The organism is Clostridium sp. 1001271st1 H5, assembly GCF_005845215.1.
In the GTDB taxonomy this organism is placed as follows: domain Bacteria; phylum Bacillota; class Clostridia; order Lachnospirales; family Lachnospiraceae; genus Enterocloster.
On record NZ_SPHO01000022.1, the window covers coordinates 44,178 to 60,854 of the forward strand.

Sequence of the window (16,677 nt, forward strand, 5' to 3'; positions counted from 1 at the left end):
CTGTATCACACCTCCTAGTAGGCACCTTTACCCATCCGGAAACGTCTCCGGAGGACTGTCTTGTAATTTGCTTTTGATGCTACCGCCTTGACTGTCTGTGCAAGCTGCACCGCCATCTGAAGACCATCAGGAGCATCATCATTCTTTCCCATAGGGAACTCCTGAAGCTGTTTCAGGAGTGTCTTGTGCTCCCGGTTGAATTTCAGGTACTTGTTCTTGATGACAGGCTGCAATGACTCAATACGGAGTACCTTGTTGACCGTTGACTGTATCTCCTCTATCGGGATATACTCTCCTTCCTCGGCTGACTTTGCAGCCATGACCTCCTTGAAAAAGTATTGGAACTGGACAACTTCCACACCAAACTTGTAGAAGCCCTTCTTGCAGTCCCTCTTCAGTCTCCGGTTCATCTCAAACACATCCTCAATGATGACATCCGGCTTCCTTTTCTCTACGGAGGCATCCACCACATACATGTACCCGGTCTTGGTAGACAGGGCAAGGTTGATGATGGAGCTTGTATCTGACTTCTTATTCTTTCCAAGTGACGGGTCATTTGCACCTACAAAGACGAACTCCGGACTTGAGAAGTCCATGAGCTCCGGTTCATAATAATCGAACCATTCAGGATTGAATGTTGCACTCTCCGGGTCAATCGGGTCATTCTGAAGCTCTGAATTGAAGGATGCTGTACCTTCGGATACCTTAATCTCCATCAGGTCATAGTAGGACAGCTTCTCTTCCCAAAGGACTTCAGCTCCAAGGAGCATCTCTTCCTCATGGGCTTCATAGAAAGTCCTTGCATCCTCCTCATGGTTCTCATTGAAGAGGTTGGTGTAGATGCTTTCCCACTCATCCCACAGCTTTGTATTGACTGCCTCTGATATGACAGCCCTGTACTTCTTGGTCTTATATCTTGGGTTCTGAAGCACATTGTTGAGCAGGGAGTCATAGTGGAGTATGGTACCTATATACATGATGTCTGTGTAGGTATCCCCTGCTTTTGATACTGCTTTGTCAAACCAATTCTTCAGCTTACGCCTCTGCTCCGGTGTGTTGACATTCTCATCATTCTCAATATCATCCAGTACAATGAGGTCAGGTCTCCAGTTCCGGTGTCTTCTACCTCTGACCTTCTTTCCGGAGCCTATTGCCTCCGCCTTGATGTCTGTCTTGGTCAGTATCACTCCGGTTCTCCATGCCTTGTCTCCCTTCAGGGAGCCAAAGTCCATGATAATGTTTGCATTGTCCTCAAGCTCTGTCTTGATGTCATCAAGAAAGCCTTCCGCCTGTTCTGAAGAGTCTGACAGGATGAGAATGTAGTGCTTGTATGCGTACAGGATGGCATGGAGACTGTCTTTGAATGTGAAGTTGGTTGATTTTGCATGACCACGGGGAGCTGCCACCACCTGACGGGAGCCCTTCAGTCTTGATATGACCTTTGCTTCCTTCAGAGGGTTCCTTCCTTTCATTACTCCCCGGCTCCATATCTCATCAAGCTCCTCATGGAAGTGTGGTGACTTCCGGATGAAGTAGTGTGGAAGATACGCCCTTCCAAAATATGACATGTCAAAGGCAGCAAGTTCTTTTCTAAGTCCATGCTCTCCCATGAGCTCCTCCCCGGACAGATACCTCTCATTCAGTTTTCTTCTTTCCTCCTGATGGTCTGACCCACGGAGTACATATTCCTCAAAGAGCTTGGTCTGATACTCCTCATTGTTCTTGATTTCTATATCTTCCTCTTCCTCAAGCTCCCTCATCCAGTTGTCAATATCAATCATCTTCCATCATCCGCTCCTTTGCTTTTGCCAGTATCTCCTTGAGCTGTGCTGCTGACTTCTCATCCTGCTTGATGACCTTCAGCATCTCGGACTCCATTTCACGGAAAGCAATGTCAGCCTTCCTTCTCATGTCCTGCTTCACCCTGTCCTTATATACCTTTGTCCGGGACAGTGAAGCAATGAGCCTTCCTGCCTTATCAAGTGGCATCTCATTGAACTCTTCCTCTGCGGTTGCCACCTTGTTCAGGAGCCCGTTCATGGTCAAGAGTATGGCAGCTTCCGTGTAGTCCGCTTCCGGGTTCTCCTTCACCACCTGTATCAGCCTGTCAGTCTGTGCCTGTGCTTCAAGAAGCCTCTGCATGGCGTTATTTGTCCGGGTGGCATATCTGCCTACACTGGACTTTGATATGTCATAGCCCTCTCCCTTCAGGAATTGGCTAATATATTCATAGGTATTGGATGTGTCAGCAAGCATCACATCCACTTTCATCCGCAAGTCTTCAGGGAGCTCATCAATCTTTGAGGTTATTCTCTGCTTGGTTCTCTTATCACCCATCAAATATCAACCCCATTGTCTTCAATCGTACCTTCCGCAAGGTCTACGCCTTCCTTGGTGAGCTTGATGACTGCATCATTGGCATAGGCATTGTAGGCTGTGACCTTTTCCTCGGTAAATTCGATGTATCCGGCTCCCTGAAGATAATCAAGATACTTGCTGATGTCCGGGGATATGATGAGCCCGGCTGCTATCATGGCATTGGATAACTGCCTTGTGAGGGCTGTGTTGTTGTATCCCTTCACCAAGCACCGGATGATGTATCCCCTGATTGCCTTGTTCTGCTTGATTTCTGCTTTTTCTAAGTCATTCACGTTGTTCACCTCACTCTTTTCTGTTACTCTGCATTAGGAGCTTGTCAATCTTGCTGTCAATGCTCCTCATTCTGTCCTCCACTCCGTTCATGGAGCGGAAGAAGTCTTCACGGAGTACAAACGTGGTAGCAAAATCACCCTTTATATCATTGAGTTCCTGTTTGATGTTCGCTATATCCCGGTCTGTCTCCTCTTCCAACTTGTCAATTCTCTTATTTACTTTGTCATCATTCTCTTTAATCTGCTTTTTTATCTCCTCTGTGCTGCTCTTGAGGTTGTTGAACCACCCCTTGATGAAGAAGGTTATCACTCCAAGCCCAAGAGTGATAACCCCTGCCATCACATCAGAGAACGTGATAACATAATCCATAGGCTACTTCTTTCTGATGAGCTTTTCTGCAAGCTCTGTGACCCTTTCCCATCCATCCATTGACACCAACGCCACAATGAAGGCAGCAATGAATGATGCAAATACCATGAACCACTCAATGGCTACCCCATAATATGCCGCAAGTCCCAACAGGCAGACCGGGCAGAGGATGAGGGACAGGATGATGACCGTCAGGGCTGTAGGCACCTTCTTGTCAAACCATGTCCACTTTTTGAGTGCCTCCGTAATGATGGAGACGATAAACGCCATCACACCGATAAAGAGGACAATCTGTGATACATCCACTGTAAAATTCGTCATACAAACCACTCCTTTTCTGTCATTTTTTTTGAGAATAATGCACAAAACAATAAGAGCATGTACTAAGTACATGCTCTTATCTTATACTCATTATGAAAGACTCTTTAGGGGAAACATTTTCGGAAAATCAATCATCATTATTCATGTCAAAAATGCTCATCTGTCCTATCATTGGCTCATCCTTCAGTATGTTTCCTATCTGCTTGGTTGTCAGATTATACTTCTCTGCAAGCTCCTTTGAGTTGTATCCGTTCCACTCTTTCTTGATACGCCTGTTTCTTGCCGGAGCTATGATGTTCTCTGTCTTTGGAAAATAGAGCTCATCTCCTTTGGCATACTCACTAAGCTCAATGAACTTCTCAATCCCTATGATGTCCACCACAGGGCGGTAGCTCTCTGAAATATCCTCTAATGTGGTCTCTTCAATGAGGGCTCTTGTTAGTTCATCTGCTACCATTATAGCCTCCTTCCTACTATTATGAGGCTTTCTTGGTGTATGAGAGGCTTATCCATCCGGCTCCGGACTTCAATCTGCCCCATCCATTCTTTTCCTCCACAATAGTGTACTTGTTCTTCTTTCCTGTCACTTCACGGATGGCTCCTACTACACTGTATCCTGTTCCTGCACCGGAGCGGATGTTCAGTACATCACATGTGGTTGTGATGAGATACGGTGTGAATGTTGTGCCTGTGGATGCAGCTACCTTCTTGGTGTATGAGAGGCTTATCCATCCGGCTCCGGACTTCAATCTGCCCCATCCGTTCTTTTCCTCCACAATGGTGTACTTGTTCTTCTTTCCTGCCACTTCACGGATAGCTCCTACCACCTTGTTATCCGTTCCTGCACCGGAGCGGATGTTCAGCACATCACATGTGGTTGTGATGAGATACTCCTTGAAGTCATCATCCTTCTTGGTCTCATCCGGCTTCGGACTTCCATCTCCTGCCTGACTGCTTCCGGTTTCCTTAATTGCATCCAGTATCTTCAGTATCTTTTCACCATATCCAGCTCCTGCCGCCCATCCTTTGCTCTTCGGGTTCTCCTGTATTCCAAGATACTCCACATAAGGAGCACATCCACGGGATACAAGGTCAAAGCGTTGGTCAACACATTCCTGCTTCAGCTTCGTTGTATTGGCGTATGCCTTGAGGTGTTGTATCTGTGCCCGGATGCCAAGCTGTGGCGTTTTGAAACTGTTTCCTGTCTCTCCGTTCTGTGTCACTCCCATACCACAGAAATTATTCTGTGAGAGCTCCACAGCACTTCCGGAGAAGGTGAAGTTGCCTGTCTCAAGACAGCTCTGTGCAAATGCAATGTCACCACGGATATTCTCCGCTTCACCTTCAGACAGATACAGAGGTATCATATCAAGTACGCTCTGTGCAACGCTGCCATTCTTTGCCTTGATGTATGCTGTCATCTGCTCCGCTGTAGCTTCAGATTTTCCGGTTATCTTGGTCATGCTGTCCTTCTGCTCTGTCCCTCCTGAAATAGCTTTCTTGAAGGCATCCCATGTGTGCTTTGTCGAATTATACACATACGGATTAGGACATATCTTTCCGGTCACATCATGGTGACGGATAACATTGGAAGCAGGAACTCCATACTTCTGCATCAGATACTTAGTCAGTTCAATGGCAGCATTGACAGTTGCCTCTTCAAAGTACCAATCCTTGCTTTCCGCTGACTGACTTCCTTTGTTGCGGACACACATCTCAATGCCTATAGAGTTGCTATTCCTGCACTCTGCATGTTTATAGCTGCTTGCTCCACAGTGCCATGCAATGTCCTCATCCTCAACACTCTGCCATACCTCTCCATTAAAGCCTACAAAGTAGTGTGCTGATGCTCCAAGATACTTACTTGCATAATACTTACAATTTGCCTCTGCTCCTCCAAGAGCCCCTACATAATGGATAACAATGTACTTGATACGCCCTGCGTTATCCTTATTTGTGAAATTGTACGGGGTCAGGAGCTTCTCAATCTTTGGTGCTGCCATTTCTACACACTCTCCTCTCCAAAAAATCCCATGCTGTCAGGGTCTAAACTATTGCGGAACTCTTTGAGTTCCTCTTCCGTCATGTTGCTCACTTTCTCCTGAAGCTCTGCTCTCTGCTCCGGAGTTATGTCCTTGGTGTATTCACTAAGGATGTCCTTGCTCTGTTCTGCCATGATTAGTCCTCCTTTTCCGTGTCATCATAGTCTAATGTGATGGATGTCTTGGTCTCCACAAAGATGCTCTTCCGGATGCCCTCAATGATGGCATCAATCATCTCTTCCGGAAGAAAAGCTTTGATGAGTTCCCCGTTCTTGATACGGTAGATGTACCACAGCTCCACGTCAAAGTCCGGAACTGTTTCCCCTTCAGGAACCAATACAGAGATGAGAGTCTCCTTGTCCTTCTCAAACTCTCCCTTCAGTTTCTTCAGGAGGAGCTTCTTCTGCTTGTCATCCGGCTTGATGCTCATTTCATCAAGGAACTCCTCAAGTGTGGTCTCAAAGGTGTAGTCACCTGTGAAGATTGCCTTCATAGCCTTCTCAAATTTGCTGTCAAATTTGTAGGTTGTCTTGGTCTCCTCTTTGACCTTCATCTTGTATACTCCCTCACCCACAAGCTCCTTCAGCTTGTCCGGGTTCAGGATGTCAAGGCTCATGCTGTCTGTGATGGCAGCACTACCCTCATCACCGTAAAACTTCACATACTTCACATTGTGGTCTTCCATGATAGCCAATCCTCTAGCCTGAAGCTCCGCCTTGTAGCTGTTCATCATAGCCCGGCTCTTCTTCTGTTCACGGTCAAGCCACACACATGCTCCAATGAGCTGTTCATTGGTCATGCTCTTCACTGCCTGCTGTTCCATTACTGTCCTCCTCCTAACTTCTCAAATGCTTTTGTTGCACAGGCTTCACAGATACCCTTCCCATGAAACTCATGCACATCCTCTGTCGTTCCGCAAAAATTACAACGGAGCGTGTACGGTTTTATTCTGATTTCACCCTGATGCTCTTCCACAATCATAGGGTCTTTTGGCTCAATGCCAAGTTCTCTCCTCATTGCCACCGGGATACTGATTGACCCGTGGCTTGTCATCTTCTTGTAAGCTGTACTCATTTGTCTGCTCCTTTCTAGGCATCCAAGATGTCCTTGATATAGTTGTACTGGTCAACCAACTTGTACTCATGCTCACCCTTTTCCCTGACCTCTTCAGAGAACTCACGGAGCCTGATGGCAAGCTTCAGAACTTTGGCAGCTCCTACAGCCTCAAGTGAGGCTCTTGAGCTCATCCCTTCTCTCTGACAAAGCATGTAGGAGATGGCATCCATGAGGTAATGCTCCCATATAAAGCAGTCACTACTTCTGCCATTCCACTCTTCCCTTGCTTCATCAATGAACTTCTTCCGGTTCAGCTTCGGCTTATCCGGAGGAAGCACCCCTTTGTCCTGCATCCTCTTCTTGAGCTCTGCCCTTGCCTGCTTCTCCTTATTGGTCAACCGTTTATTCTTCGCCACTATATACCACTCCTTCCTCTTATGAGCTGTCATCCGGGTCAAGTTTTCCTGCCCGGAGCTGTTCCTCTAGCGTTTCCATTGCAGCAAGATGGATGTCAAGCATGTTGTTCTTCACATCATCCATATCCAGTCCACGTTTCAGACCTTCCATGCCAACGAACACCTGAAGGAAGCCTGCTATCTGTGCCAACTCCTCAACACTGATGTCCTGTCCCTCAAAGTTGACCTTGTCATCCCTGACTGTCACTATTAGCTTGCAATCCCTCATCCTGCTCCTCCTTCTCCTTCTGCCTCTTCAACATACTCTTCAGAGCTTCAATGAGCTTTGAGCATTGCTGATAGTTCAGCCACTCAACCGCACTGACACCAAACATCTTCTGACACATTCCATTGACCCTTGCAGGCTTGTCCCATCCAAGCTCTTGTGTGAGCTTGTATATCTTCTTCCGTTGGTTCTCTGTGACTTCACTTCCGCTGTATCGGTTCCTTCCACGCTCTGACTTCTTAGCAGAGTCCTTCATGTTACCAAGTACACGGATGACAGTCTGAAGCTCCCTTTTGTTGAGAGCCTTGATACTGTCCTTTCCTGTATGTGCCTGAACAAGAAGATGCAGCTCCTCATCCGTGAGCTTCAGCTCCGGACTCTTGGCAATCCCCCACACCCTCTTGATACTTGGCTGTGATGTATTTCCTGCCATACTATCCTCTCTTTCTCTTATCGTTCCCATTCTCAATGACTCCGCCTCTTGCATACTGCGTCAGGAATGTAGGTATCTGTATATCCTTTCTAGGCTCCGGGATAGTATCTGCACACAGATTGATGTCACAGTATCCATGCTCATTGATTGCTTCATATACGCTCTTCATAATATGTTGAGCAATCTGCTCTTCCTTCTCTCCACTAAGTGCAATCTTAATCTCCTTCATAGAACTCTCTCCTTCCTACAACATCATCATGTTGGATGCTTCACTCACAATCTTCATGGTTATACGGGTCTCACCCTTCTGCTTCAGGATACGGAGCACGTTGTTGAGCGTTCTGTCCAACAGACGGAAGCATCCGCTTTGTGTGTTGGTTGCCCGGCTTATCATCTCACCCATGGCAGCCTCATCCACCTCATATCCTTCAAGGTAGTCAACTACTTCATTCTTTGACAGTCCCTTCAGCTTGTAGTAGAAGTCCATCCTGTTAGCAAACCGGGCAAGATTGCCCTTCAGCTCTGTCTCAAGTCTCGGCTCTCCTGCTATGACAATGCCTACATTCGACTGGTCAAAGATACCACGGAGTATCTCCATCTTCTTCTGTGTGTACTTGTTGATGAGCTTGTCTGCCTCATCAATGATGAGTAGGAACCCTTCATTGGTATTGAAAAACTCACGGATGCGGTTGACTCTGCTCCATATCGTTCCACCGTAACCCTTTGGGAGTCCTATACCGTTCTCAATGGCTTCCACCAAGTCCCGGCAAGCCATTGTGTCATCACACTCAATGTATGCCACCCTTGGAAGCTCTGCATATTTCTTCAGGGCGTGTGTCTTTCCCTGACCGGACTTTCCAACGATTATCCCAAGCCCCATGTACTCCTGACATGCCTGACACACACCAATGGTCTGCACAAAGTCTCTGCTCTCAAAGAACTCCACCTTCTTCTTGAGTGTGCCTGCTCCTGTAGGTACGCTGTTCTCCGGTTCCTGACCTTCAGCAACGCCTCCGGTAGCGGCAAGAAACTCTCTGACCTTCTTCTCAAGCTCTGTAGGGTCACTTGCATACTTCCCATTGAGGTACTGACTAAGTGCTGCTCTTGAGTAGTTCATCTTGAGAGCTGCCTCTGCCTTCGTCATCTTCATCTCCGCCAGTCTCTCATTCATCTGCTCTGCCAATGTCTTCTCTGTTTTGTAGGTATTCAATGCTTCCATGTTTACAACCTTCCTTTCCTTCAACCTTATTTCATATTTTCCAAGTACGCCGCCGCAATCGAAAATGCCAACCACGCCAATTCAACCAATGCTATAACTGCCATAACCACAAGGGCAGCTCCAATCAATATCATCCTGACCATATCATCCTCCTATAGCTCTAAGCTTCTTGAGGGCGTTTTCTGCCTGCCTGCTCATGTATTCGCTGTCCGCTTCAGGCTCTTCTCTCTTCTCGGCTCTGAAGCCCTGCTGATAGGTTCTGTCTGTAGGTATCGTGATGACCTTTGCAGCCTTCTCCTGCTTCTTTCCACCTATCATCAGCTCAATACCACCTGTAGTCTCATTGAAGCCAACATACTGCTCATTGAGTTCCTCAAACGGTCTCCTTGCCTCTTCAAGTCTTTCCCGGTCACGCTTCTGCTGTCTCTTCTGCATCTTCAGGTGCTCCTCAAGAGCTTTCTGTGTAACCTTCGGAGCTATCTGAAGAAGCTCCTGACAATATGCTTCACAGATACGCTTGCCCTTTTGGTCAAAGACATACAGGACAGCCATATCATCCGGGTCATACTTGATGTCAACCTTCCGCCCGATATAGTCACAAAGCTCATCAGAGCGGTACTCATATCCCCACTTGGTAATGCCAATGTTACGGACAAGCACGTTCTCTGACTTCATCATCAGCATGGTTGCATAGCTCTTAGGCGGTGCCGCCTTGAAGTATCTGTCCTCATTCATAAAGCAGTCATAAGGCTTCTTATAAGTCTCTCCCATCTTCTTCAGTCCGGAGTGTTCCGTGTGCATGTAGACCGTTGTGAGCCATTCATGCCACTTCTCATAGAACTCTTCCAGTGTCAGGAGTTCTCCTCTCTCAAGCATCCGCTTGATGTCCTTATCCACCTTGTCAGAGGTCTTTGAGCCTGTCAGTGTTCCGGTGTATGACTTCATCCAACGTGTGAACTTATTGCACACGGTACGGAAGAACCTCTCAATCTGACCTTTGCTCCATGGCTCATAAGGAAGAGCCCTGTGGTCATCCTTGATGCCTATACTCTTGTAGAAGCCCATTGTCTCATTGTCAAAGTTCATGCCGCTCCGGTCATTCCTGTCTCTTCCTGTCATGGTCTTGGCTGTGTAGTCCTTACCATTGTCTATGTAGAGATACTCCGGAACTCCGCCCGGCTCTGAATATATCATTTTGAGTAGGCTCTGCTTCAGGATGTCAGAGTTGGCATCCTTGCACATCACATCTCCCATGATGACCCTGCTCCTCATGTCTACCCATGCAGCCAAGTGTGGCTTGATGGCTATAACCTTGCCATTAGGCTGCTTGTAGCTCACCCAACAGTCAAAGGTATGCTCATCACCCATGACAATCTGCATCACCTGAAGCCCCTTGGTGTCTCTGCTTCCTTTCACCATGACCTTATTCTTGTACTCACGGGTACCACGGGATGCAAGGAACCAAGCGTTCCTCATCCCCTCATCCTCCATGAGGTAACTGATGTACCTTGTCACCGTCTGATAGGATGGTATCTTCTCCCACTTGTTGATATTGGCAATGGCTGTCAGCTTCTCATACAGCATCTCACGGGTTCCTTGGTTTCGGGCAAAGTCCTCATTGAACCATATATTCTTGATAACCTGTTTGACCTCCGGCTTGATACTTGGAAAGCATCCGGTTTCTTTTGGCTTCCGGCACAGGCAGAGAACCTTGAAGAACTCACGCCCTGCTCCGTCTTCCTTCTCAAGCTTGTCCGCCCATGCGGATGCTTCAAGGTATGCCTTGGTGTATCGGTAGAGTGTTCTCTGACCTTTTCCAAGATACTTCTGTGCAAACTCTTCAGCGTACTTTGTCCGGTCTCCTTCGTCATACTGAAGGAACTTTCTGACCACGTTCCCAAGCTCCACAGCCTTGTAGTATCTCTCCTTGTAGTTTTCAATGTACCAATCAACATCTGTATTCACATACCATGGAACTTCCGGCTTCTGCTCATCCTCTTTCTTGTCCGGAAATTCTTCCGTGAAAGATTTCAGCTTCTCCCGTTCCTTCCATGCGTTCCTTGCCTGCTTTGAAAGTGAGGAGACCGCCACAAGTACCACATCTTTTCCGCCATTCTCTGACTTCTCGGTCTTGGTCACAAAGGACTCTTGCTTCCTTAATACCCTCTTGACCATTGTGTTGTACTTAACTCTTTCCAGTTCAGCAGCTTCTCCCAATGTGACATATACTTCAGCCAATCAGCTCACCTCCTTCATGCTGCTACCTCAATATCCAGTATCCTTGATATTGCCTCAATGTATTTCTTTCCACTACGCTCACCGACTAAAATCTTATGGATGTACTGCTTATTGCATCCAAGCAAAGCAGCAAGCTCCACCTGTGTCATATTCTTGTCTATGAGCCTTTTCCTGACCTTCCGCCCAAAGGGTGTCAGTCTCGTCTGCTTTGTTGCCATCTGCTCACCTCACATCACAGCTTGTATACCCTCATACCGCAACCATTCAGGTCACAGGTGTATCCTTTTTCTATAAGGGTCTCAATGACTTTTGGAGCCGCCTCATACAGGATGATACCCTGACGGACTGTGCCGCCTACTGTGTATCCTATGGACATCCTGATGGGGCTTGTCTGTTCCTGAAGCTTCAGGAGTATTGACATCAACTCCACATCACTATCCTTGTATTTCTCCATTACAGCCTACCTTTCCAACCAATTACAGGCTCTTTGATATAGTCCTTGTCTTTGGTTTTCCTCCAACCTTCTTCAGAGATACCCGGCTCACTACTTCCAATGAGTCCGGAAGGTTCTTGACCACAAGCCAATTCTCCGGCACCAATCCATGAGCCTTCATTATCTTCTTCTGTTCCCTTGTGGGAGCCTTTCCGTTCTTCATCAGTAGCTCACCTCCGTCCCCTCTATAATTTTGTCAATTATATTGAGAGCGTTTTCCTTTCCCTCAATCTCTGCCTCAAGCTCCATCCGGTTCTCCCGGAGCTGCTCAAGCTCTGCATCCAACTTCTCTCTGTGCTCAACCAATGCTTCCATTTCATCACTTGACAGGTTCAGCAAATGCCTCATCTCCTCTCTATATATTTGAACATCAGGGCTTCAAGCTAAAACTCCGATACTGACAAGCATCCGCTTTGTCATCCTTCTATCACGGTCATAGAACTTCTGCCCCTTAATCTCCTGATTGACATAGAATGTACCGCACAGGTACCGCTTTATCATCCAAACCTTGTCCGGGTTATACTTGTCTTGTATCCTTGTTACCTTCATAAAACCTTCCTTTCCCTGATGCCACTGTCTCATTCTTCAACTCTTAAAGTAGGACAGGACAGCTCTTCTATCTCTTCCTGTATCCGTTGCACTTCTCTCTGTGCGTTCCGGAGGAGCTCATCAAGCTCATGGGCTTTCTTTGCTCTTGGAAGCATGTCATGGAAGATTGTCATACCAAAGCTCTTATACAGTTCAGCAACTTCATCTTTGCCGGATGTGTTCCGGATAGATGGATGCCACATGTAGACTTCTTCAATCACTTTGTACTGCTCATCCGTGACAGTTCTTTCAATTCTTTCCTCAAATTCCTGCTTCTGCATCCTGCACCTCCTTCATTCCTTCATAGTTCCATTTTCTGATACCCTGAACCGGGTGACTTTCTTTGTGCCGGAGAACTCCGACTATTGAGATTTACTAAGTTTTTTGATATGATTTATCTTGGATTAGTGGGTTACAAGTAACCCTTGCAAGGTTTATTATATCTTCCTATTTGCAGAATATCAACACTTTTTCTGCTTTCAGGAAGAATATATATTCCAATTTGCAGAAAGAGAGGTCATCATGGAATTAGATATGATGGGAATTGGTGAACGTATTAAAACAAGAAGAAAAGAATTGAAACTCTCTCAAACAGACATATATGAGAGATGTGACATCACTTCAGGAGCATTGAGCAAAATCGAAAACGGAAAAACTACGCCTTCCGTTATTGCATTTTATAAGCTTTCACAAGTGTTAGAGTGTGATATGAATTGGTTGGCAACCGGAATATCTTCCAATATGCAGAAGTCCAATATCTGCAAATTGGAAGAGGAGCTGTTGAATGGTTTCCGGGAGCTTCCTGAAGATGACAAAGAGGAACTCATGGGCTTATTGCAACTAAAGCTCCGGAAGGTGAAAAAAGAAAGAGATGTGACTGCAAAATCATCCGGATTGATAGGTACAGAAAATGGTGACATGGTTGGCTGATTTTTTTATGCTTTTTTGGGTTACTTGTAACCCTTTTATTGTCACTTTGCTTTTTAGGGAAGCAATTCCCGAAAAAGTTCATTTTTCCTTGAAAATAAGCCAAAGTGACAACTTTATTTGCAAGGTTCCAATTTGTCACTTTGATTGCATCCAGTCCCGGCTCTCCTGTTCCGTGTACTGATTGCATTGAGTAACGCCTTTTTTTCAAAGCGTTACTTTCAAAAAACCCTTATTTTATGGGACTTTACGAAACAAACACGCACATTGACAACACTTAATCAGTAACGCAATAACGCCACGTTATAACGCTTGACCTATTTTCAGAAGAGGATGCCTGATGTATAATGTCCTTACAACCTAACTTTGAGGTGTTGTGGATAGAACAAGTGCTCAAAAACCAAGTAAAACCAATGCTTCCAAGCACTCTATCCACTTCCCTCCCTTCCAAGGGCACAAAAAAAGCATCCGAAACAGCTTATTCTCAAATTCGCTGTCAAAGATGCTTCATTTTTTCTCTATGAAATTCGCCACAAACCTTGATTTCACGGGGTTTCCCGTCATTTCCCACCTCTTCACGGATGGTCTCACGTTAGAATGTCCTTTTTGTCAGATATTCTGTTAAGTTACAATTTTTTTCCAGTTCAGTGAACATTTTTAACACTATGTTTCTTATTCTACAGACTAACTATGTTGCATTTCATTATTTAAATATTCAGTGAAAAAAATCTCCGCTTCTCCGCTTCTATTGATTTTAAAGGATTTTTGCCTCCGCTTTGGCCTTTAAAACCTCCGCTTTCCCTCCGCTTTTGCTCCAAAACCTCCGCTTTTATTTTATGTCAACTAATTGAATGGTATTTTTCCTTGTGTGTACTCTTCCTGTGTAACGCCTTGGAATCCCTCTTCCTTCTGTTTAAGGTTCCTGTACACCATCACGCCCCTCTTTCCCTCCATATTAGCCTTGTCTGCCGGGCATCCGTTGGCCTCCATCCTATCCCGGATGTTCTGCTTATTCACATGGGCGAACTCATTCAACATGCACCAGTTCATATATGCGCTGTCAAAATCTGCCTTAAGCACCATATCCGCCCTGTCTCCTGTAATGATATAAAATTCTGACAGATAACGGAAAACAGTATCCAGCTTTTCATGGTAATCCTTTATGGCTTCCTCACAGGCAGAGGAATGGGTAATTTTAAAATTGTGGTCAATCAGCCTGTGCAGCCCTTCCAGGAACCAGTTAAAGATAGCGTTGCGCTCATTCAGTATCTTATCCAGTAATGCACTGTCCCGGCGTTCCTGCTCTATGGTATTCGTGCAGGGCACCACACACAACCGTTCAAAGATATGACCGCCCTTATCATCCTGGAAACTAGGGAGATTGTTACAGGCTATGGCAATCCCTCCAGGGACTATGTAATAAAATGGCTGTTTATTCTTTGGTTCTATCTTCACAGCGTCCCCGCCTGTAAGCTGCTTAAATACAGAGCTGTCCTTTATCTCACTGCCCGTCTGGTCCCCTATGCTTATCAGGCGTTTCCCTATGATGCTCCCCAGGGTGAACTTGGAAGCCTCATTCATCTGCTGGATGGGGATGTTCGCAATCTTATCTGTCCCCAGCAGTTCACCCACAAGGTTAAGTATCTGCGTCTTACCGGAATTACCCAGGAGTGACCACAGCACCAGGGCCAGCTTTATCCGGTATACCTTCACATTGGAGAGGATAAGCCCCATATATTCCTGAATCACGGCCATCTTCTCCTGGTCCACCTTCCCTTCCCTGTCGCTGCACAGGTCATCCATATAGCGGTCAAACACTGGCCGGGCCGTGTCCTCCGGGTGGTACTCGCAATTAAGCTGCATCGTGCTCCGCAGCTTTGGCGTGTGCGGCTCCAGCTTCCTGGTTTCAAGGTTATACAGGCCATTCTTAAGATTTATATATTTCTCGTCTGTATCCAGTTCCCGGAACGTACATATATTGCTGTCCTTACATAAGAGAAGGTTGTACACATTATTAATCATGTTGTCACTTGCCATCCCCACGGGGACATACCGCCGGATAAGGGATTTTACCTTGTTGCGGTTGCATTTGTTATATACCCCGTCCTCATACAGGTAGAAATCGTCCCTATCTTCCTCCGGCCTCCTGACTATCAGATAGGGCAGACCACGGCTGATGCTGTCAGCCAGTATGTCCCCATTTATTCTCACCTTGGCCCGTGCTCCCTCCCCATCCGTGAAAAGCCATGGAGCACCCCGGTTTTCTGAAGCTGCTATCAACTCGTCAAGTTCTTCCTTGCTATGACCTTCCTTTGTAAGGTAATCTGTCACATCCCCTTTATCAGCTAAGGACGTGATTGTCCAGCGGATGGAATGAGCAAAATGCCTTAAATCCCTCACTATCTGGTCTTTCAGCTTCATTCCCGGTTCATCATTATCAGGGAGAATTACCACCTTTGCCCCAGCAAAATAAAAAGCATATTCCCTGCGCCAATCGCTGGTGCTGCCGGCTGTAGTTGCGGTATACCCCAGCTTGTTCAGGGTATCGGCATCCTTCTCACCTTCCACAATATATACCGGATAACCTGCCTTGACGGCCCTTATCAGGGAAGGAAGATTGTATAATACTGCATGGTCAGTTTTCTTGTGGTACTTATATGTATCGTTCTTCCGGTCTATGGTGACGTACCGTATTTTCTTTCCCTCAAATCTTACCTTGGAATAGAGATAGCGACCCTCTGCCGTCTTATAATCATATATGGCTTCTATGGTCTTGCCCTGGGCAAATTCCAGACGTTCCTTCCACTGGGGCGGCCTGTAGTCCCCTAAATCCTGGAATGACAAGCCTACTTCCTCCAGGATGTCCTTTGTCTCGCATCCTGCATGACAGTGCAGCAGCAATTTGCCTTTGTCCTCTGATATGGTAAGGCTTGCCTTGCTGTCATAATGCACCGGGCATTTACATTGGTAAGAGGCCGGACCAATCTTCCTTGATACCTCAAAGTGTGTCAATAGTTCCTGTAATGTAATCATATATCGCCTGTGTCCTCCCACTTCCGCAGTAACTCCCTGGCTGATTCCAATGCCCGCAGCGTGTTCCTGCCCCTGTTCTCCAGCGTCTTTATGAACTCCTTGACCTCCCGGACGTTCCCAGGCAGGAAATACCCTCCGTCCTCCTGACAGGTGGAAAGTATGACGGCCCCGGCCGCCCTCTCCCTGGCAATCTCCTTTTGCAGCTCCCGGACTGTCTCAACTCCCAGGCGGTTACATAGAGCCCCTGCACTCACGGCATTTTCCTTGCCCTCAGGGAGTACATCCGCAACAATCATCCATGGTTCCTTCCTATTTACAGGTTCCACGGTTGCCGCCGCTCTCTGCACTGGTGTGTGGTCCTGATGTTCTTTTTTCAGCCCTGTGTAATATTCATTGTTCATGGTTTACACCCCCGTGAGGTTATTAAGGTACTGGTCAACCTTCACCTTGTCCCACAGGACACGCTTCCCTATCTTAACCTTTGCGCCGATTTCCTCCCCCAGCTTCATTGCATTGTTGCGCCCCAAGTTGGTATATGCCCGTAATTCCTCCGTATCCATAAGGCGGCTCTCTCCGGCTACCATGTTCATTGCTCGTGCTCTCATTGCTTTGACTCCCTTCTACT

Annotated in this window: 26 protein-coding genes; 1 reads left to right on the forward strand and 25 read right to left on the reverse strand. The window is 46.6% G+C overall.

What is annotated here, in order from left to right:
- Window positions 1-14: 14 nt before the first annotated feature.
- The 22 genes from terL to FGS84_RS25070 all read right to left on the reverse strand — a co-directional run bounded on the left by terL (window position 15) and on the right by FGS84_RS25070 (window position 12,373).
- Window positions 15-1,781, reverse strand: coding sequence for a phage terminase large subunit (gene terL, locus FGS84_RS24970; RefSeq protein ID WP_009295608.1), 1,767 nt, complete (start codon window positions 1,779-1,781; stop codon window positions 15-17).
- A complete protein-coding gene (locus FGS84_RS24975; protein ID WP_009295607.1) occupies window positions 1,774-2,337 on the reverse strand; it encodes a phage protein Gp27 family protein in 564 nt (187 codons plus the stop codon). The genes terL and FGS84_RS24975 overlap by 8 nt, the downstream gene beginning before the upstream one ends.
- The gene (locus tag FGS84_RS24980) at window positions 2,337-2,651 is read right to left on the reverse strand and encodes a hypothetical protein (protein ID WP_009295606.1); all 315 of its coding nucleotides are present in this window, start codon (window positions 2,649-2,651) and stop codon (window positions 2,337-2,339) included. The genes FGS84_RS24975 and FGS84_RS24980 overlap by 1 nt, the downstream gene beginning before the upstream one ends.
- Before the next feature lie 10 nt (window positions 2,652-2,661).
- Window positions 2,662-3,021, reverse strand: a complete 360-nt coding sequence (locus FGS84_RS24985) for a hypothetical protein (RefSeq protein WP_009295605.1) — start codon at window positions 3,019-3,021, stop codon at window positions 2,662-2,664.
- Window positions 3,022-3,024: 3 nt separating this feature from the next.
- A complete protein-coding gene (locus tag FGS84_RS24990; RefSeq protein WP_009295604.1) occupies window positions 3,025-3,342 on the reverse strand; it encodes a hypothetical protein in 318 nt (105 codons plus the stop codon).
- A gap of 127 nt (window positions 3,343-3,469) precedes the next feature.
- Complete coding sequence (locus FGS84_RS24995) at window positions 3,470-3,799, reverse strand: Mor transcription activator family protein (RefSeq protein WP_009295603.1); 330 nt, start codon at window positions 3,797-3,799, stop codon at window positions 3,470-3,472.
- 19 nt (window positions 3,800-3,818) lie between these two features.
- Window positions 3,819-5,345, reverse strand: a complete 1,527-nt coding sequence (locus FGS84_RS25000) for an N-acetylmuramoyl-L-alanine amidase (protein ID WP_009295602.1) — start codon at window positions 5,343-5,345, stop codon at window positions 3,819-3,821.
- Between the two features lie 2 nt (window positions 5,346-5,347).
- Window positions 5,348-5,518 (reverse strand): hypothetical protein, encoded by a 171-nt coding sequence (locus FGS84_RS31055; RefSeq protein ID WP_009295601.1) that lies wholly within the window; start codon window positions 5,516-5,518, stop codon window positions 5,348-5,350.
- A 2-nt stretch (window positions 5,519-5,520) separates the two neighbouring features.
- Window positions 5,521-6,207 (reverse strand): hypothetical protein, encoded by a 687-nt coding sequence (locus tag FGS84_RS25005; protein WP_138310983.1) that lies wholly within the window; start codon window positions 6,205-6,207, stop codon window positions 5,521-5,523.
- On the reverse strand, window positions 6,207-6,458 hold the full coding sequence (locus tag FGS84_RS25010) for an AbrB/MazE/SpoVT family DNA-binding domain-containing protein (RefSeq protein ID WP_009295599.1): 252 nt from the start codon (window positions 6,456-6,458) through the stop codon (window positions 6,207-6,209). Before FGS84_RS25010 ends, FGS84_RS25005 begins: the two co-directional genes overlap by 1 nt.
- Before the next feature lie 14 nt (window positions 6,459-6,472).
- Window positions 6,473-6,889 (reverse strand): hypothetical protein, encoded by a 417-nt coding sequence (locus tag FGS84_RS25015; protein ID WP_179963782.1) that lies wholly within the window; start codon window positions 6,887-6,889, stop codon window positions 6,473-6,475.
- Window positions 6,876-7,124 carry a hypothetical protein gene (locus FGS84_RS25020; protein ID WP_009295597.1) on the reverse strand — a complete coding sequence of 83 codons (249 nt, stop codon included), beginning with the start codon at window positions 7,122-7,124 and terminating at the stop codon, window positions 6,876-6,878. Before FGS84_RS25020 ends, FGS84_RS25015 begins: the two co-directional genes overlap by 14 nt.
- A complete protein-coding gene (locus FGS84_RS25025) occupies window positions 7,087-7,584 on the reverse strand; it encodes a regulatory protein GemA (protein WP_009320362.1) in 498 nt (165 codons plus the stop codon). The genes FGS84_RS25020 and FGS84_RS25025 overlap by 38 nt, the downstream gene beginning before the upstream one ends.
- On the reverse strand, window positions 7,556-7,783 hold the full coding sequence (locus FGS84_RS25030; protein ID WP_009295595.1) for a hypothetical protein: 228 nt from the start codon (window positions 7,781-7,783) through the stop codon (window positions 7,556-7,558). The genes FGS84_RS25025 and FGS84_RS25030 overlap by 29 nt, the downstream gene beginning before the upstream one ends.
- A 15-nt stretch (window positions 7,784-7,798) precedes the next feature.
- A complete protein-coding gene (locus tag FGS84_RS25035; RefSeq protein WP_009295594.1) occupies window positions 7,799-8,773 on the reverse strand; it encodes an AAA family ATPase in 975 nt (324 codons plus the stop codon).
- A 144-nt stretch (window positions 8,774-8,917) separates the two neighbouring features.
- Window positions 8,918-11,011 (reverse strand): Mu transposase C-terminal domain-containing protein, encoded by a 2,094-nt coding sequence (locus FGS84_RS25040; protein ID WP_009295592.1) that lies wholly within the window; start codon window positions 11,009-11,011, stop codon window positions 8,918-8,920.
- Window positions 11,012-11,025: 14 nt separating this feature from the next.
- On the reverse strand, window positions 11,026-11,229 hold the full coding sequence (locus tag FGS84_RS25045) for a helix-turn-helix transcriptional regulator (protein WP_009295591.1): 204 nt from the start codon (window positions 11,227-11,229) through the stop codon (window positions 11,026-11,028).
- Between the two features lie 14 nt (window positions 11,230-11,243).
- The gene (locus FGS84_RS25050) at window positions 11,244-11,465 is read right to left on the reverse strand and encodes a hypothetical protein (protein ID WP_009295590.1); all 222 of its coding nucleotides are present in this window, start codon (window positions 11,463-11,465) and stop codon (window positions 11,244-11,246) included.
- A 22-nt stretch (window positions 11,466-11,487) separates the two neighbouring features.
- Window positions 11,488-11,667 carry a hypothetical protein gene (locus tag FGS84_RS25055; RefSeq protein WP_009295589.1) on the reverse strand — a complete coding sequence of 60 codons (180 nt, stop codon included), beginning with the start codon at window positions 11,665-11,667 and terminating at the stop codon, window positions 11,488-11,490.
- Entirely contained in the window at window positions 11,667-11,843 is a 177-nt protein-coding gene (locus FGS84_RS25060; protein WP_009295588.1) for a hypothetical protein, read from the reverse strand. Before FGS84_RS25060 ends, FGS84_RS25055 begins: the two co-directional genes overlap by 1 nt.
- 39 nt (window positions 11,844-11,882) lie before the next feature.
- Entirely contained in the window at window positions 11,883-12,053 is a 171-nt protein-coding gene (locus FGS84_RS25065) for a hypothetical protein (RefSeq protein WP_009295587.1), read from the reverse strand.
- A gap of 29 nt (window positions 12,054-12,082) precedes the next feature.
- Window positions 12,083-12,373 (reverse strand): hypothetical protein, encoded by a 291-nt coding sequence (locus tag FGS84_RS25070; protein ID WP_009320368.1) that lies wholly within the window; start codon window positions 12,371-12,373, stop codon window positions 12,083-12,085.
- Window positions 12,374-12,614: 241 nt separating this feature from the next.
- Between FGS84_RS25070 and FGS84_RS25075 the strand changes: the two genes are divergently transcribed.
- The gene (locus FGS84_RS25075) at window positions 12,615-13,022 is read left to right on the forward strand and encodes a helix-turn-helix transcriptional regulator (protein ID WP_009295585.1); all 408 of its coding nucleotides are present in this window, start codon (window positions 12,615-12,617) and stop codon (window positions 13,020-13,022) included.
- An 840-nt stretch (window positions 13,023-13,862) separates the two neighbouring features.
- Here FGS84_RS25075 and FGS84_RS31655 read toward each other — a convergent pair.
- Genes FGS84_RS31655 through FGS84_RS25095 form a run of 3 tightly spaced genes read right to left on the reverse strand, consistent with a single transcriptional unit; the run spans window position 13,863 to window position 16,657 of the window.
- Entirely contained in the window at window positions 13,863-16,052 is a 2,190-nt protein-coding gene (locus FGS84_RS31655; protein WP_243130071.1) for a phage/plasmid primase, P4 family, read from the reverse strand.
- Window positions 16,049-16,453 (reverse strand): hypothetical protein, encoded by a 405-nt coding sequence (locus FGS84_RS25090; RefSeq protein WP_138310984.1) that lies wholly within the window; start codon window positions 16,451-16,453, stop codon window positions 16,049-16,051. Before FGS84_RS25090 ends, FGS84_RS31655 begins: the two co-directional genes overlap by 4 nt.
- A 3-nt stretch (window positions 16,454-16,456) precedes the next feature.
- Window positions 16,457-16,657 (reverse strand): hypothetical protein, encoded by a 201-nt coding sequence (locus FGS84_RS25095; protein ID WP_138310985.1) that lies wholly within the window; start codon window positions 16,655-16,657, stop codon window positions 16,457-16,459.
- Window positions 16,658-16,677 lie beyond the last annotated feature (20 nt).